This is a genomic window from Streptomyces sp. NPDC047130 (assembly GCF_040643475.1).
In the GTDB taxonomy this organism is placed as follows: domain Bacteria; phylum Actinomycetota; class Actinomycetes; order Streptomycetales; family Streptomycetaceae; genus Streptomyces.
Window position 1 is genome coordinate 438,166 of record NZ_JBEYUK010000003.1, and the last position, 25,020, is coordinate 463,185.

Consider the following 25,020-nt stretch of genomic DNA (forward strand, 5'->3'; position numbering starts at 1 on the left):
GGACGGCAGCCAGGCGGACGACCGCCCGGCCCCGCACCCGCGCGGCGGCCGGGCCCAGGAAGAGGTATGACCGCACGCAAGCAGCTCCCCGACACCCAGGCCGGCATGCGCCGCCGCAACCTCGGCCGCGTGATGCACACCGTGCGCGGCGAGGGTCCGCTCTCGCGCGCCGCGGTGGCCTCCCGCATCGGCCTGACCAGGGCCGCCGTCTCCACCCTCGTGGACGACCTGGTGCGCTGGGGGCTGCTGGAGGAGCTCGGCCCCGAGCGCAACGGCGCGTCCGGCCGCGGGCGGCCCGGCTCGGCGCTGACGGTGAGCGCGCAGGGTCCGGCCGGCATCGGTGCCGAGGTCGGCGTCGACCACCTGGCGGTGTGCGCGGTCGACCTGCGCGGCGAGGTCCGGGCCCGCGCGGTCCGCTACGGCCCCAACCGGGGGCGTCCGCCGGAGCCGGTCCTGGAGGAGCTGGGGACGCTGGTCCGCCAGGTGGTGGCGGAGGCCGCGGCGCTGGGGCTGTGGGCGGCCGGGCTGACGGTCGCGGTGCCCGGCCTGGTGGCCCGCGACGCGCGGACCGTGGTCAGGGCGCCCAACCTGGGCTGGCACCGCACCGACCTGGGCGCGCTGCTGTCCTGCGGGCTGGAGCCGGTCGTGGACAACGAGGCCAACCTGGGCGGCCTGGCCGAACTGTGGCTCGGCAAGGACACGCCTCCCGACTTCCTGCACGTCTCGGCGGAGATCGGCATCGGCGCGGCCCTGGTGGTGGACGGCAGGCTGCTGCGCGGTGTGCGGGGCTTCGCCGGTGAGCTCGGCCATGTGCCGGTGCGGCCGGACGGGCCGCCGTGCGGGTGCGGCGGCATCGGCTGCCTGGAGCAGTACGCCGGTGAGGACGCGGTCCTGCGCAAGGTGGGTCTCGAACCGGGCGAGGGTCGGGTGGGCCTGCTCGCGGAGCGCGCCGAGGCGGGCGACGAGGCCGTCCGCTCCGCCCTGCACGACGCCGGCACGGCCCTGGGCATCGCCCTGACCGGGGCGGTCAACCTGCTGGACCCGCAGGCCGTGGTCCTGGGCGGCGAGCTCTCCGCGCTGGCCCCGTGGCTGCTCCCCGCGCTGCGTTCGGAGCTGTCCGCGCGCACGGCGGGGCGCTCCTGCGAGGTGTCGGTCTCCGGCCTCGGCCCGGAGGGGCCCCTGCTCGGAGCGGCGCACTCGGTGATCCGCGGCGTCCTCGACGATCCCGCCTCGGTGGCGGAACGCGACTCCTGACCACCCGCGGGCCGTCCGCGACCGTTCGCGACCACCGCGGGCCGTCCGCGACCACCGCCGGCCGTCCGCGATCACCCGCAGGCCGGAGCGGCCCGCCGGCCCGTGGCGGCCGACGGTCAGGGACGGCCGGCGGTCAGGGACGGCACGCGGGCCAGGACGGCATGCGGAGGGGCGGCCCCGGCGTCGTGCATGCCAAGGCCGCCCCTCCGCCCACGCCGCGGCCCGGTGCTCCCGCGCCCGGGCGGCGGGCCGGGGTCTACCGCTCCTCGCGGAACAGGACGTGCTCCCGGGCCACCGGGTCGTACTTGCGCAGGGTCAGCCGGTCGGGATCGCTCAGCCGGTTCTTCCGGGTCACGTACGTGACACCCGTCCCGGCCGTCGACCTCAGCTTCACCACGGGACGCGCGGTACTGCGTGCCATGGGTCCTCCTTCCGTTCGGTCCATGTCAACGGCGGCGGGGGTCTCCGCATTCCCGGGACGGGATGCGCGTCCCGGGGCGCCCATCCCGTCCCCACCCGCCCGTTCTCCACCGAATCCCTTCGGTGCGACGCCTTGTCGCCCGTCCCGCCCCGCATGAGGATGTGACGCGGACCGCATGCCGTCGTCGCCCTGCGGGAGGCCGAGTTGACCGATCCATGGGTGGCCCTGGAGCCGGGAGCCGATCCGGCGGCGCGGACACGTGCGCTGCGCCGGGCCCACGAGGTGTTCACCAAGGTGGGGACCGTGCCCCGTCCCGTGCGGGCGGTGGTGGCCGACTCGTGGCGGCGGTCCGCCCGGGCCGGGGTGGGACCGGACCGCACCGCCGACGTCGAACTGGCCGACGCGGACCTCCAGGCCTACCGGGCCGAGCACCCGCTCTCCCGGATGATGCCGCTGATCCGGGAGCTGGTGGGCACCTTCGCCGACGACGGCGGCCACCTGCTCGCGGTGTGCGACGCCCACGGACGTCTGCTGTGGGTCGAGGGCTGCCCGTCCACGCTGCGGCGCGCGGACGCGATGAACTTCGTGCCCGGCGCCCGCTGGTCCGAGACCGCCGTCGGCACCAACGCGCCCGGCACCGCGGTCGCCGTCGGCCGGCCCGTGCAGGTGTTCACCGCCGAGCACTTCTGCCGCCAGGTCCAGCCGTGGACCTGCGCGGCCGCCCCGGTGCACGACCCCCGCACCGGGCGGATCCTCGGCGCCGTCGACATCACCGGCGGCAACGGGCTGGCCCACCCGCACTCCCTGGGCTTCGTGCAGGCCGTCGCCCGCGCCGTCGAGTCCCAGCTCGCCCTGCTGGAACCGCCGTCTCGCGGCGGCGGCGCGCTGGAGCTGACGGCGCTCGGCAGGGACGAGGCGCTGCTGCGGACCGGCGGCGGGCGCCGGGTCCGGCTGAGCCGCAGGCACTCCGAGATCGTGGTGCTGCTCGCCCGCCACCCGGAGGGCCTGACCGGCGACGAACTGGCCTGTGCCCTCTACCCCGACGAGGCCGTCCCGCCCGTCACCCTGCGCGCCGAACTGGCCCGCCTGCGGCGAGTGCTGGGAGCGGACGTGCTGGCCTCCCGGCCGTACCGGCTGACCTCGCCGGTGGACTGCGACCTGGGTCTGGTGGAACGGCGGCTGGAGACCGGAGCCGTCGCCGCGGCGGCGGCCGCGTACGCGGGACCGCTGCTGCCCTCCTCGCAGGCGCCCGCGGTCGCCCGGCTGCGCCGCCGTACGGCGGACGCGCTGCGCGCCGCGCTGATCGCGCGCGGCGACCCGGACCTGCTCGCCGACTGGGCGCACGCCCCGTGGGGCGAGGACGACCTCGAGGTCTGGCGGGCCCTCGCCGCCGTCCGCCCCACCGCCCCGGTACGGGCCCGACTCGCCGCGCTGGAACGCGAACTCGGCGTCCCGCTCCCGCCGTTCGGCCTCCGCCGCCCGGTCGCAACGTCCGCGCAACGTCGGCCCGCCTAGCCTCCGCGACCGAAGCTGATGAGCCGTCCAACGGCGGGCGGCACTTCTCCGGGAGGCAGACAGATGACCCGTTACGCAGCGCCGGGCACCGAGGGCGCGATCGTCTCCTACCAGGCGCGTTACGACCACTTCATCGGCGGCGAGTACGTGCCGCCGGCCCGCGGCCAGTACTTCGAGAACCCGTCCCCGGTGAACGGGCAGCCGTTCACCGAGGTGGCGCGGGGCACCGCCGAGGACGTGGAGCGCGCCCTGGACGCCGCGCACGCCGCCGCCCCGGCCTGGGGCCGCACCTCACCGGCGGCCCGCGCCGACATCCTGCTGCGGATCGCGGACCGCATGGAGGCGAACCTGGAGAAGCTGGCGGTCGCCGAGAGCTGGGAGAACGGCAAGCCGGTCCGCGAGACCCTGGCCGCCGACATCCCGCTGGCCGTCGACCACTTCCGCTACTTCGCGGGCGCGGTCCGGGCGCAGGAGGGCTCGCTGGCGGAGATCGACGACGACACCGTCGCCTACCACTTCCACGAGCCGCTGGGCGTGGTCGCACAGATCATCCCGTGGAACTTCCCGATCCTGATGGCCGTCTGGAAGCTCGCCCCGGCCCTGGCGGCGGGCAACGCGGTGGTCCTCAAGCCGGCCGAGCAGACCCCCGCCTCCATCCACTACTGGCTGAGCCTGGTCTCCGACCTGCTCCCGCCGGGCGTCCTCAACATCGTCAACGGCTTCGGCGTGGAGGCCGGCAAGCCGCTGGCGTCCAGCCCGCGGGTCGCCAAGGTGGCCTTCACCGGCGAGACCACCACCGGCCGCCTGATCATGCAGTACGCCTCGGAGAACATCACCCCGGTCACCCTCGAACTGGGCGGCAAGTCGCCGAACATCTTCTTCGACGACGTCTCCCGCGCCCAGGACGACTTCCTGACCAAGGCGCTCGAGGGCTTCGCCATGTTCGCCCTCAACCAGGGCGAGGTCTGCACCTGCCCCTCGCGCGCCCTCATCCAGCGCGGCCACTACGGCGACTTCCTCGCCGCCGCGGTCGAGCGCACCGAGCGGATCGTCCCCGGCCACCCGCTGGACACCGACACCATGATCGGCGCGCAGGCCTCCAACGACCAGCTGGAGAAGATCCTCTCCTACCTGGACATCGGCCGCCAGGAGGGCGCCAAGGTGCTCACCGGCGGCGAACGCATCGAGCACGAGGGCGAGTTGCAGGGCGGCTACTACGTCCAGCCCACCATCTTCGAGGGCGACAACCGCATGCGGATCTTCCAGGAGGAGATCTTCGGCCCGGTCGTCTCGGTGGCCTCCTTCGGCGACTTCGACGACGCCATGAAGATCGCCAACGACACCCTCTACGGCCTCGGCGCGGGCGTCTGGACCCGCGACGTCAACACCGCCTACCGCGCGGGCCGCGCCATCCAGGCCGGCCGCGTCTGGACCAACTGCTACCACGCCTACCCGGCGCACGCCGCCTTCGGCGGCTACAAGGGCTCGGGCATCGGCCGCGAGACCCACAAGATGATGCTGGACCACTACCAGCAGACCAAGAACCTCCTGGTCTCCTACTCCGCCAAGGAGGTCGGGCTCTTCTGAGGGCCTGGAAAAGGGTGCTTGACCTGCGCGAACGCAGGTCAAGCACCCTTGCCTCCACGACTTCGAACAGCGGAGCGGGGATGACCGGCTGCTCCCGATCCCTCCCACCGGTTTCCCGTCCCGGACCAGCTGTCCCGGTCTGTTTCCGGTCCAGGACGGCCCTGCCCAAGGTCATCGACGCCGCCTCGGAGCGGACTGGGACACCCGGTCCCACTCCCGGATCGCCCGGTCGATCAACTGGTTGGCATGTTCCTGGAAACCATCGAGGAACCCGTTCGACGAGTCCCGCGGCCAACCCCCTAAGGAACAGACGGCCGTCATCCACTACGCCGAAGCGCTCAACGTGCTCCCTCACCACAGCTCCCGAGCACTGGCGGTATCGGAACGGGGAAACCGTCGTTGCTCCACTCCTTGCCCGCGGTCACCACTCACCGAATCAGGTTGAGCAGACCCCACCCTCCAAGCGGCACATGACACAGCGATATCCGGAGGTGTATCACTTCCGCAGGACGCATGGCGAGACCGCGCCCGGCAGGCGCGCCATCTGGGGAAGATCCGGGAGGCCCGCAGGGTCTATCTCGTCGCTGACCGCGATTGCGCTCCACCGGATGCCGAACAGCGGATTCCTCCGGAAGTTACCTGTCTCCACTGCCCTGTTGAGCACGTCACTGGGCGCCGTGCTCTTCCGCCGCGCGGTCGTGGCAGCCATCGGCGTGCCGTCGATTTCCGGCAGAGCGCATCAAGCGCCCGGCGTAGGACCTCGACCTGCTCCAGGGAACTGACCGACAGAGAGTTACGCTCCATCCAACCGCAAAGCCCGGTGCCACTCTTCGTTCTGCTCCTGCGCCCGGGCATGCTTGCTGACGAATGCGGATGAGCACAGGGCTGCCGGAGCTGGCCGCCCTGCGATGGCGAAGGCCCCGGTCACCAGGAGAATCTCCTGGTGACCGGGGCCTTCGGGCAGGGTCAGGCGGATGCGTCGGCGGAGACCACCGAGTCCTTCACTCGCATCCGCTCGCCGTAGAAGCCACCGAGGGCGGTGGCCAGCGACAGCCCCACCAGGAGCAGACCCACCGGCCACGAGGCACCGCCGCTCATGTCGAGCAGCGCGGTCGCGGCGAACGGCAGGAAGCCGGTGAGTGCGCCCGCCAGGTTGTACGCGAGGGCCACACCGCTGTAGCGGAGGTTCGCCGGGAAAAGCTCGGTGAGGAGTGCGCCTGAGACGGCGTAGGCGACCGAGAGGCAGGCGATGCCGAGCGTCACCGCGAGGACCACCAGGGCGGCGTTCTCGGTGTCGATCATCCAGAACACCGGGAAGGCGATCAGGGCGCTGGCGAGTCCGCCCCAGAAGGTGACCCGGCCGGGGCCGAGCCGGTCCGCGTAGCGGCCCACGACCAGGATCACCGCGATCTCCACGACGGCCGCCACCAGGGTGGCGTTGACCATCAGGCTCCGGGACAGGCCCAGGGTGTCGGCGCCGTAGCTGATCACGAAGGTGGTCAGGATGTAGAAGCCGCCGACGCCCAGGAGCGCCGAGACGATGGCGATCAGCAGGCGCCGCCACGCGGTGCGGAAGACGGCCACCGCGGGAACCTTGGTGCGCTCGTCCTGCTTGAGCAGCTCCTCGAAGAGCGGCGATTCCTCGACCCGGCGACGGATGTAGACGGCGATGAGGAGCATCGGGAAGGCGGCCAGGAACGGCAGACGCCAGCCCCAGGAGTCAAAGGTGTCCTCGGGCATCAGCAGGACGAGGGTGAAGGCACCGGAGGAGAGCAGGGTGCCGACCGGGGAGCCGATCTGCGGCAGGGCCGCGTATCGGGCGCGCTTGGCGGGCGGCGCGTGCTCGACGGCCAGGGTGACGGCGCCGCCCCACTCACCGCCCACCGCGATGCCCTGGAGCAGGCGCAGCAGCACCAGCAGCAGTGGCGCGGCGATACCGATCGTGGCGTATCCGGGCAGCAGCCCGATCAGGCCGGTGGCCACACCGATCATGACGACGGTTATCAGCAGGGCGGGCCTGCGGCCGATGCGGTCGCCGAGCCAGCCGAAGACGACGGCGCCGATCGGGCGGGCCGCGAAGCCGACGCCGAAGGTCGCGAAGGCGGCCAGGGTGGCGGCTGTGGGGTTGAGGGAGGTGAAGTACAGCCGGTTGAAGACGATGGCTGCGGCCGTGCCGAACAGGTAGTAGTCGTACCACTCCAGCGCGGTGCCGACGAAGGAGGCGAAGGCCACCCGTCCCGCGTCCTTCTCGGACACCACGACCTTCCCGGTGTCCGGGGCGGCGGCGCCCTGGGCGGTTTCCAGCTTGCTCATGTGCAGGTGCTCCTTGCGTACGGCCGTCAGACGCCGGCCAGGGGGAGGGAACCGGTCACCGAACCGGCGTCCCGGAGGGCGTCGGCGCCGTACACGCAGGTGCCGGCCACGAAGGTGGCGAGCACGCCGATGGCGCCTATCCGGCTGCCGTCGACCTCGACCGGGTCGTCGGACAGCAGTACGAGGTCGGCGAGTTTGCCGGGGGTGAGGCTTCCCCGCCGGTCCTCGTCGTGGCTCGCCCAAGCGGCGTCCAGGGTGTACGCGCGCAGGGCCTGCTCGGAGGTGACCCGCTCGTCGGGTCCGAGGACCACACCGTCCCGGCTCAGTCTCTCGACCATGGACTGCATGCCGAGCAGCGGGGCGCCGGGGGCGACCGGGCGGTCCGAGCTGCCGGGCACGCGCAGTCCGTGGTCGAGGAAGGACCGGTGGCGGTACAGCCACGCGGTCCGGGCCGGGCCGAGCGCTTGCGCCATGGTGTCACCCACGGCGTGCAGGAAGCGGGCCTGTGGGACGGGAGTCACCTTGAGGTCGGCGAGCCGGGCGAGCTGGTCGGGTCGGACCACGCCCGCGTGTTCGATGCGGTGTCTGACTCCCGGGCGCGGTGCGACGCGGCGGGCCTCGGCCAGCGCGTCGAGGGCGAGGTCCACGGCGGCGTCGCCGATCGCGTGGGCGGCGACCCGCCAGCCCGCCCGGTGGGCGGCGACCACCAGGCGGCGCATCCGGTCCGGATCGTCCTGGTAGACGCCGGTGGAGTGGTCGTGGCCGCAGAAGGGCTCGGTGACGGTGGCGGTGCGGCCGATCAGGGAGCCGTCCAGCCAGATCTTCATCGGGCCGATCCGCAGCCGGTCGTCGCCGAAGCCGGACCGCAGGCCGAGGTCGATGCCGTGGGTGATGCCGTCGTCGGCGTGCGCGTCGAGGGGGTGCAGGTTGTCTGCGGCCACCATCAGCTCGACCCGGGTGAGCAGCGTTCCGCGCTCCCGGGCCGTCTGGTAGGCGACGGCCTCGACGGGGCTGCGCCCGATCAGTCCGCGGCCGATGCCCGCTTCGGTGACGTGGGTGAGCCCTTCGGAGGCGTAGACGGCGCTGGCCCGGCCGATCGCGTCGGCCAGGCCGGCCACCGGGTAGGGCATGACCAGGCCGGTCACCAGCGACTGGGCGCGCTCCTGGAGCAGTCCGGTGGGGGCCCCGGCGGCGTCGCGGACGACCACTCCGCCGTCCGGCTCGGCGGCGCGGCCGTCCAGGATTCCGGCGAGCCGGAGCACTTCGCTGCTCACCGCGCACATGTGGCCGGAGCGGTGCTTGAGCCACACCGGCCTGCCCCCGGCGGCCCGGTCGAGCGCTTCGCGGTGCGGGTGGGCGCCCATGACGGTGTCGTCGTAGCCGGAGCCCACGATCCAGGCGTCCGCCGGGAGGGCGGCGGCGCGGCGGGCGACGGCGTCGTGGACCTCGCCCGGGGTGGTGGCACCGGACAGGTCGAGTTCGTCGAGGGACTGGCCGAACCAGGCCATGTGGTTGTGGGCGTCGCCGAAGCCGGGGACGACGGCCGCGCCGCCGCAGTCGACGGTGGTGCGGGCGGGCAGGTCCGCGACGGTGTCGTCCAGGCCGACGATCCGGCCGTGCAGGACACCCAGGGCGACGGCCCTCGGGTGGGCGTCGTCCACGGTGCGGATCCGGGCGTTGACGAGTTTGAGGTCGAGCATGGCTGTTCGCTTCCTGCGGTGTGTACCGGCGTCAGGCGAGGTTCTGGAGCCGGGTCAGCGGCAGGGTGGTGGCGTGGTGGATCTCGACGGGGCGTCCGTCGACGAGGACCGAGTCGGCGGTGGTGGGCACCCGCACGTCCGGGACCGCGGTGTTGCCGACCATGTCGGCCCTGCTCAGGCCACGGCTGTCGCGGACCGGCGTGTAGCGCACCCCGCGGGGCAGCGCCTGGGCGGCGGCCCGGTCCTCCAGGCACTCCTGGGAGACGAAGACGCGGGACAGGCGGCGCGGCGCGCCTCCGAGGCCGCCGAAGTAGGGCTTCATCACGCGCGGCTGGGTCAGCCGGGTGGAGCCGGAGCCCGAGCCGGTGACGCCCCAGGCGACGAAGCCCGATTTCAGGACGAGTTCTGGCTGTGCACCGAAGGCGGCGGGCCGCCATAGGACGACGTCGGCGAGGCTGCCGGGGCGCAGTGCGCCGACCTCGCGGGCCATGCCGTGGGCGATGGCCGGGTTTAGCGTGATCTTGGCGAGGTAGCGCAGCACCCGCTCGTTGTTCACGAAGCCCGGTCCGGTCTCACCTGCGAGGTGCGCCTGCACATGGGCGAGCTGCCAGGTGCGGCGAGCGGTCTCGGCGATCCGGCCCATGCCCATGGAGTCGGAGTTCACGATGCTGATGGCGCCCAGGTCGTGGAGGGCGTTCTCGGCGGCGATGGCGTGCTCGCGCACCCGGCTGGCGGCGATGGAGACGTCGGACTCCACGCCGTGGTGGCCGCGGTGCACGGTCATCGTCATCGGCAGGAGTTCCGCCACGGTCGCCGGGGTGAGCGGCAGGGTGGGTGTGGTGGAGGAGGTCAGCACGTGCGGCTGGGACACGATCTCCAGGAGGTCTGGGTGCCCGCCGCCGCCCTCCACGTGGTAGGCGTGCACGGTGCGGTTCCGGGTGGCCTCCAGGGTGTCGGACAGGTAGCCGGACTCGTTGAGCGTGTCGGTGTGCAGGGCGACCGGCAGGTCGGCCGTCTCGGCGACGGTCAGGCAGGTGTCGACGATCTCCGGGGTGGCGCCCCAGTCTTCGTGGATCTTGAACCCGCCGCCGCCGGCGAGCACCGCCCGCTCCAGGAGCTCCTTCGACGAGGACGAGCCGCGGGCCAGGAACGCCACGTTGACCGGCGCGTCCCGCCAGCCCTCGATCAAACTGTGCAGGTTGTAAGCGGGGTTGGCGCCCACGTCCCAGACACCGCCGATGCCCATCCCGACCAGCGAGGTGACGCCGGCGGCCAGCGCGGCGGGCACCACCTCGGGGCTGGAGAGGTGGACGTGGGAGTCGACGACGCCCGGGGTGGCGATCAAGCCCTCGCCCGTGATCATCGCGGTGTGGGAGTCGACGACCAGTTCGACGCCGTCGGTGCTTCCGGGGTTGCCGGCCCGGCCGGTGCCGACGATACGGCCGTCCTTGATCCCGATGTTGGTCTTGCGGACGCCGAGGAGCGGGTCGAGGACGAGGACGCCGAGGACGACCATGTCCAGGGCGCTGTCGCGGGCGGCGCGTCCGGCGACCAGCAGACCGTCGCGGGCGGACTTGGCGCAGCCGCCGAGGAGCTCCTCGCCCGGCTCGGTGTCGTCGGCCTCCACCCGGACCCACAGGTCGGTGTCGGCGAGACGGACAAGGTCGCCGGTGGTGGGGCCGTACCGGGAGGCGTATTCGGTGCGGGACATGCGGCTCATCGCTGCTGGCCTCCTCGGACGACCACGGTGACGGTTCGGGTGCAGCCGGGCAGGAACTCCACGGAGGTGCCGGAGGGGACGTCGAGGCGGTGGCCACGCGCGGCCTCGCGGTCGAACTTCAGGACGGCGTTGGCCTCCTCCAGCGGGAAGTGCGAGGAGAGCCACACCGGACGGTGGCCGTGGTTGGTGATCGTCAGTTCGCGGCGTGGGCGGCCCGGCGCGAGTTCGATGTCGGGCGCCGGCCCGTCTGTCGCCACCGCGCCGCCGGCGGGGAGCACAGCCCCGGGGCCCTGCGCGTCGGCGGGACCGAACGGCTCCGTGACGTGAACCAGGGAGGTGCCGTGCGGGAAGAGCGCCTCCACCTGGAGGGACGGCACGGCCTCGGCCACACCGGGCAGCAGCGACTCGCGTGGCACGAGGTGCACGGCGCGCTCCACGATTTCCTCGAGCGGGGTCGCGTCCCAGGCCATCTCCAGGATCTCGTCGCACACCAGGGCGATCGCCTCGGTGGCGCCCAGACGGGCGCCCCTGGACAGCCGCCGGCGGGCGAGCTCCGCGGCCGAGAACAGGGTGAGGCGTTCCTGCTCGCGTGGGGTGAGATGCATGGGCGGGCTTCCTTCGAAGTGCGTGGGCGGTTGGCCTGCCTGGGGATGTGCCCAACAGCCTGCCCGGTGAAGGCCAGGTGAACAATGACGGGACGCTCCGCGTTAGGCCCCCCATAATGGGCATGTGCACAATGACGAGCCGGTTACGGCACCCCCCGAGAACCTGCGCAGGCGTCTGCCCTCCCCCGCACCGGGAGGCGACGCCCCGACCGGTTCGGACCCTGAAGGCCTTGACGAGCTGCACCTGCTCGCCCAGCACTGCCTCGACCACATCGCCGAGTTGGTCGACCGCTATGTCGCCGAGGTGTCCGCGTTCGAGGGGTACCGGACGGCGGTCGAGCAGGAGGATCTGCGCGAGACCGCCCGGGACAGCTTCGAGCTGCTGCTCAGGCTGGTCGGGAGGCTGCCGGTGCCCGAGTCCCTGGACGGAGTCTCGGAGCGTCTCGGGCGCCGCCGCGCCCAGCAGGGAGTGCCTCTGGAACAGCTGCTCCAGGCCGTGCGGATGGACTTCCGTGTGGTGTGGACGGCATTCCTGCAGCGGACGCCCCCCGAGCGGCTCGCCGAGCTGACCCGGGGCGCCGTGCGGGTGTGGGAGGCGGTGGAGTTCCACACCGTGCGCACCCACGCCGCCTACCTGGACGAGGTGGCCGTCCTGGCCAGGCGCCAGGAGCGGGAGCGGGTCGCCCTGATGGGCAGACTCCTCTTCTCCGACGGCCGCGACCAGCAGTTGGTGGCCCAGGCGGCGGCCCTGCTCGGAGTGGGCGCGCGCGACCGGTTCGCCGTGGCGATCGCCCCGCCGGCCTCGCAGGACGCGATGCGCCGCGCGGTCGCCTCCCACCTGGGCCGGACGGTGTCCCATCTGCAACAGCACCAGGGCATGCTGGTCCTCGTGGTACGGCTGCCGGGCGACACCCCTCAGCTTCCGCACGACTGGCTCGTCTCGGTGCCCTGCGCGGTGGGCCCGGTGGCCAGAGGTCTGGCCGAGGTGCCCGGGGTGGTCCGCGCGGCGGAGGCGGTGGCCCTGGCCCTGCCGGCCGACGCGCGGGGACCCGTGACACTGGCCGAGGCGTGGATGCCGGTGGCAGCGGCCCGGGTGGGGCCGGTCGCCGCGATGCTGGCCCGCTCGGTCCTGTCGGGCCTCGACGCCGCGCCGTCGGCCGAGCGCGGCAGGCTGCTCGACACGGTGCTGGCCTACTGCGACACGGGGTCGATCGCTGGAACCGCCGCGCGGCTCTACTGCCACCGCAACACGGTGCTCAACCGGCTGAACCGGTTCACCGAACTCACCGGCTTCGATCCGGCCCGGCCCCGGGAGGCGGCCACCGTGCTGTTCGCGCTGAGCTGCCGGGACACGGCCGCCGCGGGCCCGGCCGACCCGGCGGCGGAGCGCGGCTGAGCAGGCTGATGCGCCGGTGGCGTGCGCCTTGGAGGCGCGCACCTCTCCGCTGGAGGGCAGCCGGCGGACCGGCCAGGAATCGTAGCTGGCGCAGCGCCCGAACTCGCCCTGCTCATCGACGACAATTGCGCCAGACACAGAGGGTGCCGCACGCATCGGCTGGCACACCCACCGCTTCACCCCCGCGGAGAAGCCAGGGTGCTGGAAGGACGTCCCGACTCTGACACCTGGGGCCGCGTCCGCGCGGTCGTGCGTCCGGCGGAGGACCTTGCACGGCGCGTACGCGCAGTCCGATGGGCCGGCTCGCTGTGCTTCGAGGTGCTGAGCATGACCTGGTCCTTCGGTCTCGTCGCGAGGCGCCGGCCCGGTGTCACGTCCTGCCGGGCCTGCGGGCGCAGACGCTGCCGTGGGAGGCATGAGAACAACGAGTCCTGCCGAAATGCGCCTGTACGGTGTTCCGTTCGAGCGGCCTACTGAAAGGAAGGCATCGCACGGGAGGTCCACGGTGACCAACACACCGACTGGTAGGCCATCGGCACCTCGACCGCGGACAGGCGCCGAGTCGGTCCTCGAAGCACTGCGCGCATGCGGCGTCTCGCACGTCTTCGGACTGCCTGGCGGCGCCAATCTACCGCTCTACAGGGCGCTGGGCGGCGCGCCCTGGCTGCGGCACGTACTGACCCGGCACGAGCAGGGCGCCGGGCACGCGGCATCCGGCTACGCGCAGGCCACCGGACGCATCGGAGTGTGCTTCGCCACCTCCGGCCCGGGTGCGACCAACCTCGTCACCCCGTTGATGGACGCCCACATGGATTCGGTGCCGATCCTGGCCGTCACCGGACAGGTCGACAGCGGGCAGCTCGGCAGTGACGCCTTTCAGGAGACCGACATCTGCTCCGTCGTGCGACCCGTGACCAAGTACACCGCCGAGATCACCGCCGCGGCCGACATCGACGCAGCCGTACGCGAGGCCGTCGGACGGGCGCTCAGCGGACGCCCAGGCCCCGTCCTGCTGTCCATCACCAAGGACGCGTTGGTCGGGGAGGTCCCGTCACCCGACACCGCGGCGGCGATCCCGGTCACGCCACCACCCCGCGCCGATCCGGAATCGGTGGAGCGAGCTGCCGCCCTGCTCCTGGCCTCACGTCGCCCCGTGCTCTACGTGGGAGGAGGCGCCGTCAAAGCTGCCGCGAGCGGGCCGCTGCGGGAACTGGCCGAGCTGCTGCGTCTACCGGCCGTCACCACTCTCATGGCTCAGGGAGCCTTCCCTGGTGGCCACGATCTGCATCTGGGGATGCCCGGCATGCACGGCACCGTTCCCGCGGTCGCCGCCATGCAGCGCGCGGACCTGCTGCTCGCCGTGGGTGCGCGGTTCGACGACCGGGTGACCGGCAGGCTCGAGGGGTTCGCACCGGAAGCCCGCGTGATCCACATCGACATCGACCGGCGGGAGATCTCCCGTAAACGACAAGCCGATGTGGCTCTTCACGCGGACTGCTCGCAGGCATTACGGGCCTTGCTGGAGGCATTGAGACGGCAGTTGCTCGGCACGCCTGTGCCTGACTTCACGCCTTGGTGGAACACTCTCGACACCTGGCGCGACCGCTACCCGAAGGGTTCCGGCGGCGACGGCTTCCGGCTCACCGCCGCCTACGTGCTGGAACGCCTCGACGCCCTGGTGAGCGGGCCGCGGACGGTGTACACGGTGGGAGTCGGCCAGCACCAGATGTGGGCGGCGCAACTGCTGAACTGCGAGCGCCCCCGCACTTTCCTCACATCGGGAGGTGCCGGCTCCATGGGATACGCGATCCCCGCGGCCCTCGGCGCTCAGGTGGCCCTTCCGGACGCCGAGGTGTGGGCCGTCGACGGCGACGGATGCTTCCAGATGACGAACCAGGAACTCGCCACCTGCGTGCACGAACGTCTGCCCGTCAAGGTCGCCGTCATCAACAACTCCTCCCTGGGTATGGTGCGCCAGTGGCAGGAGCTCTTCCACGACGGCGACATCCAGCACACCGATCTGGACACCGACGAGGGATCGCAGAGCCCAGACATCACCCAGCTGGCCCTCGCCTACGGCTGCGCGGCCTGGAAGGTGACTCGCCCCGAGGAAGTGGACCGCGCCGTGATCGCCGCCTCGGCAGTGCGTGACCGGCCCGTGGTCCTCGAGTTCGTGGTGCCCAGAACGGACATGGTCTGGCCCATGGTGCCGGCCGGAGTCTCCAACGAGGAGATCCTCGTCGCACGCGACCTGCGCCCGCGCCTCGAACCGGACCCCACCCCGGACGATCCTCAGAGCCGTGACGCCTGACAACACTCCGCGTCTGCACCAGGCAGAGCGTGGGAACAGCGGCGCCCCTGACCGTGGCAGGAAGGAGCACTACGGTGACAGGTCCCCCGGACGACGAGCTGGAGGCGACGCTCTCCGGACTACCACCACCCAGCAGCGCACACTTGGCGCAACACCTCCCTTTGGCCCGTGGTCTGGTAAGCGACACGCTGCCGGCGCTGGGCCGTCACGCACAGCTGGTCCAGGTCCGCCGGATCACCCTGCCCGCCGGCGGCACCACGGGCTGGCACTACCACCATGGCCCACTGCTCATCGTGGTCAGCCAAGGGGTCCTCACCCACACCTTGGCCCGGGACCTCAGCACGGAGACGGTGCGGGCCGGGCAGGCGTTCGTCGAGGCACCCGGCCCCGAGCAGGGACACATCGGCAACAACCTGGGGACAACACCCCTGGTGATGTACGCGATCTACTTCCTGCCGTCCCTGGCATCTCCTCTTTCCGAAGCAATCCCAGCCCCCGGCCCGCAACCGGACAGCACCCCACACTCCGAATGAGGCCCGACCGTCGTCTCCGCCACGGCTGTCCACCCGCACAGCGCCACCAGCGTCAGCTGACGGCGCCGGACGGGAACTCGGGAAGCCATGTACGCCCTGCGCTTCGAGGAAGTCGGCGAGCCGGCACGGCGGTCGCGACCACGCGCTCGCCCGGCGCGAAGACGTCGCCGAACGCGGACCTGCACCGACACCCGACGGACAAGGCGTCGACCTCGTCATCGAGGCCGTCGGCTCGGACCAGGCGTTCGGCATGTGCGCGCGCATCGTCCGGCCGCGAGGCAGGATCGCGAACACAGGAGTGCACACGAAGCCGGTCTCCCTGCCTCTGGACGCCCTGTGGAACCGCGACGCGACGGTGTCCACCGGCCAGGTCGACACCTACACCCTTCCCGACCTGCTCGTGCCCGCTCGTACTGCTGCGGACTCGACGCCCGCGGGTCGACGGGCTGATCACCCACCGGATGCCGCTACACCGACTGCAGGACGCTTATGCCCTGCTCGCGGACCGCCGCGGTGAACTCGGCATCAAGATCGCACTGCGTCGAGAGGGCTTCCATGAGCGGTCGGCGTGACGGAAGTCGGGCTGACGCCGACTCACCGGGTCACGCCGACCGCTCCACACGGAGAGGACACAGACCGGAGCGACGCGCCCTGCGACGCGTGGTGGCCGCCACCCGAGACGGGCAACCACGCCGACATCAAGGGGCGGAAGCACTGCCCCTGCCCTCCGCCGCCGCACCGGCCCGTCGCCGGCCGGTGACCATCGATCGGGAATCGGCACACGGGTGATGACGGCAGGTCAGGAGCGCGGCGACGACTGCCCCGTGTGCCGGGACCTCTGGGCGTGGTTCTGCAGGAAGGCGATGAGAGCGGCTGTGAGCTCGGCCGGCGCGTCCTCCTGGACGAGATGGCCCGAACCGGCGATCGGTTCGAGTCGCGCGCCCGGAATGCGGGATGCGAGCTCCCGCCCCTTCGCCGCGGGAATCCAGGTGTCGTCCTGGCCCCAGCACACCAGCGTCGGGATGCCGATCTCGCCGTACCGGTCCTGCACCTCGTCGGTGTGGAGCTGGTCGGCCTGGCTGATCTGCCGGTAGAAGGCCGCCTGGCCAGGCTCGCCGAGCCAGGGCCGGACGAGCCGGTCGAGGACCGCGGGGTGCAGGCCGGGACTGCTGGCCGACGCTACGTACTCGCGCACCAGAGCGTGGTGCAGCGCGGGCGGCAGCTGCTCGAAGACCTCGGAGTGCTCACCGACAAGCCGGAAGAACGGCGACCCCCACGGCGCCAGCGCGACCGGGTCGACCAGAGCGAGCGCGCGATAGCGGGCGCCGTGCAGCAGATGCGCCCGCAAGGAGACGGCGCCACCGAAGTCGTGGGCGACCACCAGAGGCTCCTCCAGGCCCCAATGCGCCAGAAGCTCGGTGAAGACCCTGCCCTGGGCAGCCAGGGAGACATCCTGTCCGACGGACATCTCCGACGCCCCGTAACCGGGCATGTCCCACACGAACACCTGGTGACCGCGGGCGAGTGAACGGGCGACGGCACGCCAGACATACGAGGAGAAGGGTGTTCCGTGCAGGAGCACGACCGGATCCCGGCCGGGTTGTCCGAGGCTGCCCCAGCGGACGTCGCCCGACGTGCTGCGGAATGTCTCGGGCAGCTGCCATTCGCTCACGGGTGCTGTTCCTCTCGGCTGTGCTCGCAGTGCAGCGCTGTCCGGACCGGGCGTGGTCCGGACGGCGTGGGCACAGGCGGTAGCTCCGCGCCCAGGCAGTGAACTCACCTTGTGCCTGGTCACGCGGCGGATGATAGCGGTCCGCCGCCCCGGCGGATGCCTTTCTCGCCGCGTGTCAACAGCCGTCGAGATGCGCAGGCAGGCGGCCGTGGTCGGTACTGGTGCCGGTGCCGGTGCCGGTGCCGGTGCCGCAGCCAGGGTCGGTGTCAACGCCCGGGACAGCGAGTCGCGCATGGTGACGCGAGCACCGCCCCCAGCCCGCGGAGACCTCTCCCGATGGGGGCGTCAGGGGCATCGATGGTGACCTCGTCACCACACGCGTCCGGCGCGGTGTCTCCGTCGCACCTCGTCGGAAGCGGGCGGCAGCCCCGAATCTGGTGTCAGCGCGTCGAACTCCCCGTGCACCAGGAGGCGCCCCCATGGCCCACAGCAGCACAGCCCTTCACGAGCCGGTCCCTCCGTCGGGGCCTGTGGCCGGCCGCCGTCCCACGGCTCCCGTCCGCCGCCTCGCCGGCCACGGCACCGATCGCGTCACCGACCTCTGCACCGCCCTCTTCGCGGGATTCCGCGGCTACGACCAGCGGATCAGGGCGCGGCAGTACATGGACGGGCTGCTGACCGCCGAGGGGCGCAAGTCGATCGCCAACATCGCCACTTCGGTCGGCATGCCCGGTGACGAACAGCGGCTGCGCCACTTCGTGAACAGTGCGCGCTGGTCCGTCGGCCCGGTGCGCCGGGCGCTCGCGGGGTTCCTCGACGGGAATTCCCCGATCGCCGCCTGGGTGGCGCTGCCGGTGTCGATCCCCAAGACCGGCAGCCGCACCGTGGGCGTGGCCCCGCACTACTCCGCGGAGGACGGGCACCGGATCGTCGGGCAGCGGGCCTATGGCATGTGGTACGCGTCCGAGCGCCTGGTCGCCCCGGTCAGCTGGCGGCTGGCCTTACCGGGTGACAGCGGCCCCGCCCCGTCCACGACCCGGGAGTGCGTGGCCGGTCTGCTCGACGACATAAGGACCTGGCGGGGCGGTTCCCGCCTGTGCGTGACGGACGTACGGGGCGACGGCGAGCAGGAGGACGCCGCCCGGCTGCTGCGCGGGGCGTCCCCCGTCGCCGTACGCGTCAGTGGTCACACCCTGCTCGCCGTGGACGAGCGGCGGCCGGGGGGCCGGAAGGAGCGTCTGGTGCCCGTGTGCGACGCGCTCGGCGCGGCACGCCGGACGCGACACATGGACGGTGTGCCGTACGCCGGGCACGGCGGGCTCCCGCCCGTGACGGCGATGGCGCACGTACGGCTGCCCGGAGCGCACGGCGCCGCCGTCGAGGGCTCCCCCGGAAGGGTGAGGCTGTTCGGCATGTGGCGGGGCACGCGCCGCGCCCCGGACGAATGGTGGCTCACCAACGCCCGGGACGCGTCGCCGGCCGCCCTCCTGCGTGCGACCCGGCTGATGCGCGAGGTCGGTGCGGGCTGGCGGGACCGTGGCAGGGACGTGGGGCTGCGGGACTTCGAGGGGCGCTCGCTCCAGGGCTGGCACCGACACGTCACCCTGGCGTCCTGCGCCTACGCAATGGCCGAGCTCGCATCCTCCGAGGCGCCGGGTGACGCGTCGCCGGCCGCGTGAACGGCCTCCGGGACGGCGGCCGGCCGCGCTTCGGGTCCGGCGGGCGCGTCCCGTGGCGGCGGGTCCTTCCTCTGCAGGACGTCGCTCGTGCGGTGGAGTCGGAGGGCCAGCTGGACCTCCAGTGCCCGCTCCGGTTCGAGCCAGTCCTCGCCGAGCAGTTCCGTGACCCGCTCCAGCCGGCGGGAGACGGTGTTGGGGTGGACGTGGAGCGCCTCGGCGGCGCGGCGCGGACTGCAGCCCGCGGCGAAGTACGCGTCCAGGGTCTTGGTGAGTTCGGTCGACCGCTGGTCGTCGTAGTCGAGCACGAGGCCGATGGTGGTGTGGATGAAGCTGGCGGCGTCGCGGTTGTCGGAGAGCAGCACGCCGAGGAAGCCCAGGTCCTCGGTGGAGGCGTGGGTGCCGACGCTGTCGAGCGAGACCAGCGCGTCCAGGCAGCGCAGCGCCTCCTGGTGGGTCTGCCGGATCAGGCCGGGGCTGGAGACGGGTCCCGCCGCTCCCACGGTGACAGGGTGGTCGAGCAGGGGGCCGAGTTCCGCGGAGACGGCGGCGGCCTCCGCGCTGGAGTCGGTGGCGGGCAGCAGCAGGGCGATGCAACCGTTCTGGATGCTGCGTAATCCGTCCATCCGCCGTGCGTAGGCCGCGGCCCAGCCGGCCGCCCGGCCCTGGGCGCCGCCCTCCACCCGCACCACCACGACCACGTGCGGCCGTTCGAGGTCGACGCGCAGCCGGTGCGCCCGCTCGACGAACTGCTGGGTGAACCGGTGCGGTGCGACCAGCAGGTCCTCGAACAGTTCGTCCCGGAAGGGGCTCGTCGCGGCGGCCTCCCCCCGCTGCGTCTGGAGGAGCACCGCGACCGACTGGGCCGCCAGCCGCAGGGAGGTCTTCCCGGCCTCCCGCAGGGGCTCCCCCGGGTGGACGAGGAGGACGGCGAGGCACTCGTCACCCGCGACGACGGGTACGGCCCAGGCACCCGTGGAGAGGGCTGCCGGTGTGCGACGTGCGCACGCGGTACGGGTCGCCTCCCTCATCTCCCGCTCCACGGCCGGGGGCACGGTGCCGCTTGCCGCCAGCGGCCGGTGCGCCATGTCCCAGACGGACGCTGCGCCGCCGAAGGCCCGGGCGACGTCGTCGACGAGGGTGCCGAGGCTGCCTCCGGCGAGCGCCCGGTCCACCAGCGCGGCGTGCCGCTCCGCCCTGCTCCGCAACTCGTCCAGTTCGGCGGCGATGCGGCAGGTGTCGGACCGGAGGTGGAGTACCTCGTCGTGACGGCGTTCCAGGGTGCGTGTCTTCTCGATGGCGACCGCGGCCATGTCTCCGAGTGAACTCATCAGGGAGACCTCGCCGACCGTGAAGTGCCGGACGTTGCGGTCCGCCGCGTACAGCACGCCGAAGGCGTCGTCGCCGAACCTCAGCGGAGCCGCGATGATGGCCTTCAGCCCCTCGGCGCGGACCACCTCGTCCAGGACCTCGGAGTGCCGCATCCGTCTGTCGGCGAGGTAGTCGGCGCTCCACATCGGCACGGCCTGCTGAATGGCCTCTTCGCCCAGGCCCGCGGTGTGCGGGACGCGGTAGCCCACGGTGAGTGCGGACGCGTGGCCATCGGCGGTGCGGACGAAGCTGTCGCCCGCGTCGGGGTCGCGGAAGCTGATGTACGACATGTCCAGGCCGAGCAGCGTCCGGGTGCGGCGGGTGATCGTCGACAGCAGGGAGTCCAGGTCGTAGGGAAGGGTCAGATCGCGCGCGGTGTCCACGAGCCCGGACAGTTCGGTCTCGCGCTGCTGGCGGCGGGAGAACAGGGCGTGGATGCCGGCAACCGTGCGGCCCGCACGCTCCAGGTGTTCCGTCTCCGTGCCCGGGAGCGTGTCGCGAGCGCGTCGGAGCCGCTCCTCGATCTCGGTCAACGGCGCTTCCGCGGCGAGCAGTTCCATGACGCCGAGGATCTCACTTATGCCGGAATGCTCACTTGATTCCATGTATGTGGCTACCTCGTCCAGGAAGTGCGCAACTGCCGTTCGCGCACGTCGGCATCAGCCCTCAGCTTCAGCCCCTGCCCCGACCACCACGGATATCCCTCACTGTGGCGAGCGTCACATGTCATGGGTGGTGTTCACGCCACCATCGGCGGGGCCCGGCATGCCGTGAAGGGGACCTGCTGGACGAGGTGTTCGCGCCGGTCCATTCACCGTCCACGGCGACCGCCCTCGACCTTCTCGGTCTCACCGATCCCGACCCCGGAGCCGCACCGACCTCCCTGCTGGAGATCGGCAGCGGATCGGGAGTCATCTCCGTCCAGGCCGCTCTGGCCAACTGCACGACCCTGGCGACGGACATCAACCGCGACGCCGTCGAGAACACCCGCAGGAATGCCGAACGGCACGGGGTGACGGACCGTCTGACCGTGCTGCACAGCCACCTGTTCGACGCCGTCGACGACGACGCCCGCTTCGACCGCGTCTTCTGGAGCTCCAACTACGTCCTCGCTCCCGCCCAGTTCTCCTATGCCTCGATGCACGAGCGCGCCTACCTGGACGCCGGGTACCGCACCCACCGCCGGTATGTGGAACAGGCGGTGCACCAGCTGACCGACGGCGGTTCCGCCCTGCTGCACTTCTGCGAGCGGGGCGACGCTGCCGCGCTGGCGGAGATCGCGCGGGAATGCGGCCGTGAACTGCGGGTGCTGCGCCGCCGCACGGTGCTCGAAGGAACCGATCCGATCGAGCACTTCCTGCTGGAAGTGGTGCCGGTGGGGAGCAGGCGGGCCTGGCCCGTCGCCGGCAAAGCCGTCCGAGACGTGCGCGGATCGCCCGCCTCACGCCGTCCGACCGGGCGGTGATGTCGCCGGGCCCCGGAGTTCCGCGCGGGAAGCGGACTTCGGGAACAGTGTCGCCGTCGTCGACCGCGGGCGCGCCGCGCACCCGGGAGCGGCCGACCCGAGCACCCCGCCCCCTGTTCCCCTCCCCTGCCCCCGGACACCGCAGCCGGCTCCTACAGGTCCCGCCAGTCACCGGTGAGCGCCTCGGTCTCCCGCGCGCGTTCGCGCAGTTCCGCGGCGGCCAGAGCCGTGGCGGCACGCTCCACGTCGGCGCTCGTCGCCCAGGAGTGCGCCGTGCGCTCGAGCGCGTCGGCGGGCCGGTGCGAGAGGGTGTCGCCCTGCGGGTGGCCCTGCCGGACCACAGCGTCCAGGGTCCGCTCCGACATCGCCTGGACGGTGTTCCAGGCCACCAGATCCTCGGCGAGGTGAACCGCGGCCGCGGGGTCGGCCTCACCGGCGTCCGGCCACAGCAGCCGCTGCTGCCGGGCGCCCGCGTTGCGCAACCTGCGCCAGGTGGGGGTGCCGAGGCTCTCCTCGTACAGCAGGTAGGCGGCACGGGCGAGGGCCTGCGCGGGCCGGGCGGGCGGTGCGGCCGTGCCGGGCCGGCCGACCAGGGCCTTCGCCGTCCGGGCCACGTCGAAGGACGCCACCGAGCTGCCGGTCGGGGGGCGCCCCGCCTCACGTGTCCGGCCGAGTCCCTCGAAGTACGCGTCGACGGCGTCCCGGTAGTGACGCGGGGCGTACAGGTGGGTCATGGCGACGCCGATCTCCTCCGCCAGGCAGTCGCTCGCCGCCGCCAGGCCCGCCGCGGTGGCCGGCACCGAGACCAGCAGGTTGGGGCGGGCCACCGCGCCGGCCAGGGCCCTCGCCTCGGCGAGCAGACCCGGCGCGTCACCGGCCGACCGCGGGTCCACCTCGGCACAGACCCAGCCGTCCGCGCCCCGGGTCGCCGCGAAGCGCGCTGCCAGCACGTCGCAGGCCCACCGGGCGTCGTAGCGGTGCAGCGCCTTCAGGGCGGTCTCCGCGCCGACGCCACGCGCGCGGAGCGACCGGATCTGCGCCCGGTACGCGGTCCCCTCGCGTGTCTCCCGCCCCAGTTCCCGCAGGGACAGCACGGCGCCGCCCACGGCTCCCCGGGCGACCAGTCGGGCCAGGGTGCCGTCCGCGAGCGACCGGCGGGAGATCCCCTGGATCCACACGGCGACGCCTTCGTGGGCCAAGGCCGCCAACGCCGAACCGGCGTGTGACGCCCGGGTGTTCGGCGCGCGCTCACTCATCCCGTCCTCCGGTCCGGGTTCCGCTCGGCCGGCGTCCGTGCGCACCGGTCGGGGCTTTCGCCGTCGGGGCGCTGTCCGTCGGGACGGCCCGGACCCCGCTGGTCGGCGCGGTCCGCTCCCGGGGCACGGACCGGCCGGCCCGGTGACCGGCGCAGGCCGCCGCCCCCGTCACCGGGAGGGCGACGGCGATCACCTCGCTCACCGACACCGGCCCAGGTGCACGGCCAGTGCGTCGCCCACGGACTGTCCGTACGTGGCAGTGACGCGGGCCAGCAGGTCCTTGGGAGTCGCCCGGTAGAGCTGGCAGCCCACGGTCTCCAGCGCCTCGGTGGCCAGGGCGCAACCGAGCGGGACCGCCGCGTCGGGCGTGAGTCCCCAGCTGGTGGCGGCGAGGAAACCGGCCCGGAAGGCGTCGCCCGCACCGGTCGGGTCCACCACGCTGTGCGACGGCACGGCCCCGAAGGACTGCCGCAGGCCGTCGGCGGTGGCCGTGCGGACGCCGTCGGCGCCGTGCGTGACGATCCACGTGCCCACCCGGGAGAGGATCTCCTGCTCGCTCCAGCCGCTCAACTCCCGCAGGAGTGCGGCCTCGTAGGCGTTGGTGAACAGCCAGCGCGCCCCGGTGACCAGCAGCCGTGCCTCCTCCCGGCCGAGCCGGGCAAGTTGCTGCGAGGGATCGGCGGCGAACGGCAGGCCCAGCTCCGCGCACTGCCGTGTGTGCCGGAGCATGGCGTCCGGGGCGTTGGGCGCGACGAGCACCAGGTCCGGGCCGCCCGATCCGTCGACGAGGTCGGCGAGGTCGATCCGTACGGCCTCGGACATCGCTCCGGCGTAGAACGAGGCGACCTGGTTCTGGTCCTGGTCGGTGGTGCACATGAAGCGTGCCGTCCGCCGCTCTTCGACGACGCGGACGTGACCGGTGTCGACGCCGTTCGCCTGGAGCCAGGCGCGGTACTCGTCGAAGTCCGCCCCAACGGCGCCGACGAGGCGGGGGGCGAGCCCGAGGCGGCCGAGGCCGAAGGCGACGTTCGCGGCGACCCCTCCACGCCGTACGTCCAGGTCGTCCACGAGGAACGACAGCGACAGGTGGTCGAGGTGGTCCGGCACCAGTTGGTCGGTGAACCGGCCGGGGAAGGTCATGAGGTGGTCGGTGGCGATGGAACCGGTGATGGCAAGGCGCACGGCATCCCCCAGAGTGCTCTCGGTAGTCGTCGCGGGCGGTCGGGGCCCCGGGGGCTCAACCGGCCGGCCCCTGTCCGGTGGCCGCGAGGACGGGGACGCCGTCCCGGCCCGCGGGCCGGGCGGCGCAGGCGAGCGGGGCGGTGCCCTCCCGGATCGCGGCGAGGACGCCCCGGTGCACGTCGAAGGCGGCGGCGGAGCGGTTGAGCGTGATGTAGTGCAGGCCGGGCGCGCCCTCCGCCAGCAGCCGGCGGCCCATCGCCGTCGCGTGCTCCACGCCGACGCGGTGGGACGCCTCGGCGTCGTCACGGGCCGCTTCCAGGCGGCGGGCGAGTCCGGCGGGGAACGCGGCCCCGCTGAGCTGTGCGAACCGGGCGATCTGCCGGACATCGGTGGCGGGCATGATCTCCGGGACGATCGGGATGTCGCAGCCCGCGGCGGCCACCCGGTCACGCAGTCGCAGGTAGTCCTCCGCGTCGAAGAACATCTGAGTGATCGCGTAGGAGGCCCCCGCTCGGCACTTGGCGACGAAGTGGCGGATGTCGCTGTCCCAGTCGGGGGACCGGGGGTGACGTTCCGGGAACGCCGCCACGCCGATCGTGAAGTCGCCCAGGGACCGCACCAGTTCGACGAGTTCCGAGGCGTGGCGCACGCCCTGCGGGTGCGGAGTCCACTCGCCCATGGGGTCGCCCGGCGGGTCGCCCCGCAGGACGAGGACGTCCCGGATGCCGGCGTCCGCGTACTGGCCGACGACGGCGCGCAGTTCGGCCACCGAGTGGCCGACCGCGGTCAGGTGCGCGACGGGGCGCAGCGTCGTCTCCGCCGCGATGCGCCGGGTGACGTCGACGGTGCGGTCGCGGGAGAAGCCCCCTGCCCCGTAGGTGACCGACACGAACGCGGGCGACAGCGCCTCCGCGCGCCGGATCACCCGCCACAACGCGCGGTCACCCGCCGCTGTCCTGGCCGGGAAGAACTCGAAGGAGAAGGTGTACGGTGCGCCGGGCCGGGGGAACGGCGGCGGGCCGGACGCCGTCTGCTGCCGGATG

At 72.8% G+C, this 25,020-nt stretch carries 19 protein-coding genes; 9 read left to right on the forward strand and 10 right to left on the reverse strand.

Going from position 1 to position 25,020, the window contains the following annotated elements:
* The first annotated feature begins 66 nt into the window (after window positions 1–66).
* Window positions 67–1,254 (forward strand): ROK family transcriptional regulator, encoded by a 1,188-nt coding sequence (locus ABZ836_RS07100; protein WP_361140132.1) that lies wholly within the window; start codon window positions 67–69, stop codon window positions 1,252–1,254.
* Window positions 1,255–1,510: 256 nt separating this feature from the next.
* On the opposite strand, the gene rpmG is transcribed toward ABZ836_RS07100, so the two are convergent.
* On the reverse strand, window positions 1,511–1,675 hold the full coding sequence (gene rpmG, locus ABZ836_RS07105; RefSeq protein ID WP_356128184.1) for a 50S ribosomal protein L33: 165 nt from the start codon (window positions 1,673–1,675) through the stop codon (window positions 1,511–1,513).
* A 204-nt stretch (window positions 1,676–1,879) separates the two neighbouring features.
* Between rpmG and ABZ836_RS07110 the strand changes: the two genes are divergently transcribed.
* Both ABZ836_RS07110 and ABZ836_RS07115 read left to right on the forward strand, forming a co-directional pair.
* On the forward strand, window positions 1,880–3,190 hold the full coding sequence (locus ABZ836_RS07110) for a GAF domain-containing protein (protein ID WP_361140136.1): 1,311 nt from the start codon (window positions 1,880–1,882) through the stop codon (window positions 3,188–3,190).
* Between the two features lie 63 nt (window positions 3,191–3,253).
* Window positions 3,254–4,777: an aldehyde dehydrogenase family protein gene (locus tag ABZ836_RS07115; RefSeq protein ID WP_361140139.1), complete on the forward strand. Its 1,524-nt coding sequence runs from the start codon at window positions 3,254–3,256 to the stop codon at window positions 4,775–4,777.
* A 966-nt stretch (window positions 4,778–5,743) separates the two neighbouring features.
* Here ABZ836_RS07115 and ABZ836_RS07120 read toward each other — a convergent pair.
* The 4 genes from ABZ836_RS07120 to ureA are packed head-to-tail and all read right to left on the reverse strand — an operon-like array spanning window position 5,744 to window position 11,115.
* Window positions 5,744–7,090 (reverse strand): MFS transporter, encoded by a 1,347-nt coding sequence (locus tag ABZ836_RS07120; protein ID WP_356128193.1) that lies wholly within the window; start codon window positions 7,088–7,090, stop codon window positions 5,744–5,746.
* Window positions 7,091–7,116: 26 nt separating this feature from the next.
* Entirely contained in the window at window positions 7,117–8,790 is a 1,674-nt protein-coding gene (locus ABZ836_RS07125; RefSeq protein ID WP_361140143.1) for an amidohydrolase, read from the reverse strand.
* Window positions 8,791–8,821: 31 nt separating this feature from the next.
* Window positions 8,822–10,510 (reverse strand): urease subunit alpha, encoded by a 1,689-nt coding sequence (locus ABZ836_RS07130; protein WP_361140146.1) that lies wholly within the window; start codon window positions 10,508–10,510, stop codon window positions 8,822–8,824.
* The gene (gene ureA, locus ABZ836_RS07135) at window positions 10,507–11,115 is read right to left on the reverse strand and encodes an urease subunit gamma (protein WP_356128200.1); all 609 of its coding nucleotides are present in this window, start codon (window positions 11,113–11,115) and stop codon (window positions 10,507–10,509) included. Before ureA ends, ABZ836_RS07130 begins: the two co-directional genes overlap by 4 nt.
* Before the next feature lie 124 nt (window positions 11,116–11,239).
* On the opposite strand from ureA, the gene ABZ836_RS07140 reads away from it, so the two are divergent.
* From ABZ836_RS07140 to ABZ836_RS07155, 4 genes are all read left to right on the forward strand, one after another.
* Complete coding sequence (locus ABZ836_RS07140; protein WP_361140149.1) at window positions 11,240–12,511, forward strand: helix-turn-helix domain-containing protein; 1,272 nt, start codon at window positions 11,240–11,242, stop codon at window positions 12,509–12,511.
* A gap of 505 nt (window positions 12,512–13,016) precedes the next feature.
* Window positions 13,017–14,822 (forward strand): biosynthetic-type acetolactate synthase large subunit, encoded by a 1,806-nt coding sequence (gene ilvB, locus ABZ836_RS07145; protein WP_356128205.1) that lies wholly within the window; start codon window positions 13,017–13,019, stop codon window positions 14,820–14,822.
* 161 nt (window positions 14,823–14,983) lie between these two features.
* Window positions 14,984–15,355 carry a cupin domain-containing protein gene (locus ABZ836_RS07150; RefSeq protein ID WP_361140153.1) on the forward strand — a complete coding sequence of 124 codons (372 nt, stop codon included), beginning with the start codon at window positions 14,984–14,986 and terminating at the stop codon, window positions 15,353–15,355.
* 25 nt (window positions 15,356–15,380) lie between these two features.
* The gene (locus tag ABZ836_RS07155; RefSeq protein ID WP_361140305.1) at window positions 15,381–15,872 is read left to right on the forward strand and encodes a zinc-binding dehydrogenase; all 492 of its coding nucleotides are present in this window, start codon (window positions 15,381–15,383) and stop codon (window positions 15,870–15,872) included.
* 282 nt (window positions 15,873–16,154) lie between these two features.
* Here the strand turns inward: ABZ836_RS07155 and ABZ836_RS07160 are convergent, their stop codons facing one another.
* On the reverse strand, window positions 16,155–17,027 hold the full coding sequence (locus ABZ836_RS07160) for an alpha/beta hydrolase (protein ID WP_356128209.1): 873 nt from the start codon (window positions 17,025–17,027) through the stop codon (window positions 16,155–16,157).
* 479 nt (window positions 17,028–17,506) lie between these two features.
* On the opposite strand from ABZ836_RS07160, the gene ABZ836_RS07165 reads away from it, so the two are divergent.
* On the forward strand, window positions 17,507–18,706 hold the full coding sequence (locus ABZ836_RS07165) for a transposase (RefSeq protein WP_356128212.1): 1,200 nt from the start codon (window positions 17,507–17,509) through the stop codon (window positions 18,704–18,706).
* Here the strand turns inward: ABZ836_RS07165 and ABZ836_RS07170 are convergent.
* A complete protein-coding gene (locus ABZ836_RS07170) occupies window positions 18,646–20,634 on the reverse strand; it encodes a helix-turn-helix domain-containing protein (protein WP_361140158.1) in 1,989 nt (662 codons plus the stop codon). The genes ABZ836_RS07165 and ABZ836_RS07170 overlap by 61 nt on opposite strands.
* 233 nt (window positions 20,635–20,867) lie before the next feature.
* Between ABZ836_RS07170 and ABZ836_RS07175 the strand changes: the two genes are divergently transcribed.
* Window positions 20,868–21,539, forward strand: coding sequence for a methyltransferase domain-containing protein (locus tag ABZ836_RS07175; RefSeq protein ID WP_361140161.1), 672 nt, complete (start codon window positions 20,868–20,870; stop codon window positions 21,537–21,539).
* 152 nt (window positions 21,540–21,691) lie between these two features.
* Here ABZ836_RS07175 and ABZ836_RS07180 read toward each other — a convergent pair whose 3' ends face one another.
* The 3 genes from ABZ836_RS07180 to metF form a co-directional block, all read right to left on the reverse strand.
* Window positions 21,692–22,738 (reverse strand): transaldolase family protein, encoded by a 1,047-nt coding sequence (locus tag ABZ836_RS07180; protein ID WP_361140164.1) that lies wholly within the window; start codon window positions 22,736–22,738, stop codon window positions 21,692–21,694.
* Between the two features lie 255 nt (window positions 22,739–22,993).
* The gene (locus ABZ836_RS07185) at window positions 22,994–23,977 is read right to left on the reverse strand and encodes a carbohydrate kinase family protein (RefSeq protein WP_361140167.1); all 984 of its coding nucleotides are present in this window, start codon (window positions 23,975–23,977) and stop codon (window positions 22,994–22,996) included.
* A gap of 55 nt (window positions 23,978–24,032) precedes the next feature.
* Window positions 24,033–25,019, reverse strand: coding sequence for a methylenetetrahydrofolate reductase [NAD(P)H] (gene metF, locus ABZ836_RS07190; RefSeq protein ID WP_356128417.1), 987 nt, complete (start codon window positions 25,017–25,019; stop codon window positions 24,033–24,035).
* Window position 25,020: the final 1 nt, after the last annotated feature.

What these genes read in the sequence shown, in the direction of transcription:
- ABZ836_RS07100 (WP_361140132.1), top strand. Translation starts at nt 67, where the DNA reads ATGACCGCACGCAAGCAGCTCCCCGACACCCAGGCCGGCATGCGCCGC.
- rpmG (WP_356128184.1), bottom strand. Translation starts at nt 1,675, where the DNA reads ATGGCACGCAGTACCGCGCGTCCCGTGGTGAAGCTGAGGTCGACGGCC.
- ABZ836_RS07115 (WP_361140139.1), top strand. Translation starts at nt 3,254, where the DNA reads ATGACCCGTTACGCAGCGCCGGGCACCGAGGGCGCGATCGTCTCCTAC.
- ABZ836_RS07120 (WP_356128193.1), bottom strand. Translation starts at nt 7,090, where the DNA reads ATGAGCAAGCTGGAAACCGCCCAGGGCGCCGCCGCCCCGGACACCGGG.
- ABZ836_RS07125 (WP_361140143.1), bottom strand. Translation starts at nt 8,790, where the DNA reads ATGCTCGACCTCAAACTCGTCAACGCCCGGATCCGCACCGTGGACGAC.
- ABZ836_RS07130 (WP_361140146.1), bottom strand. Translation starts at nt 10,510, where the DNA reads ATGAGCCGCATGTCCCGCACCGAATACGCCTCCCGGTACGGCCCCACC.
- ureA (WP_356128200.1), bottom strand. Translation starts at nt 11,115, where the DNA reads ATGCATCTCACCCCACGCGAGCAGGAACGCCTCACCCTGTTCTCGGCC.
- ABZ836_RS07165 (WP_356128212.1), top strand. Translation starts at nt 17,507, where the DNA reads ATGGCCCACAGCAGCACAGCCCTTCACGAGCCGGTCCCTCCGTCGGGG.
- ABZ836_RS07170 (WP_361140158.1), bottom strand. Translation starts at nt 20,634, where the DNA reads ATGGAACTGCTCGCCGCGGAAGCGCCGTTGACCGAGATCGAGGAGCGG.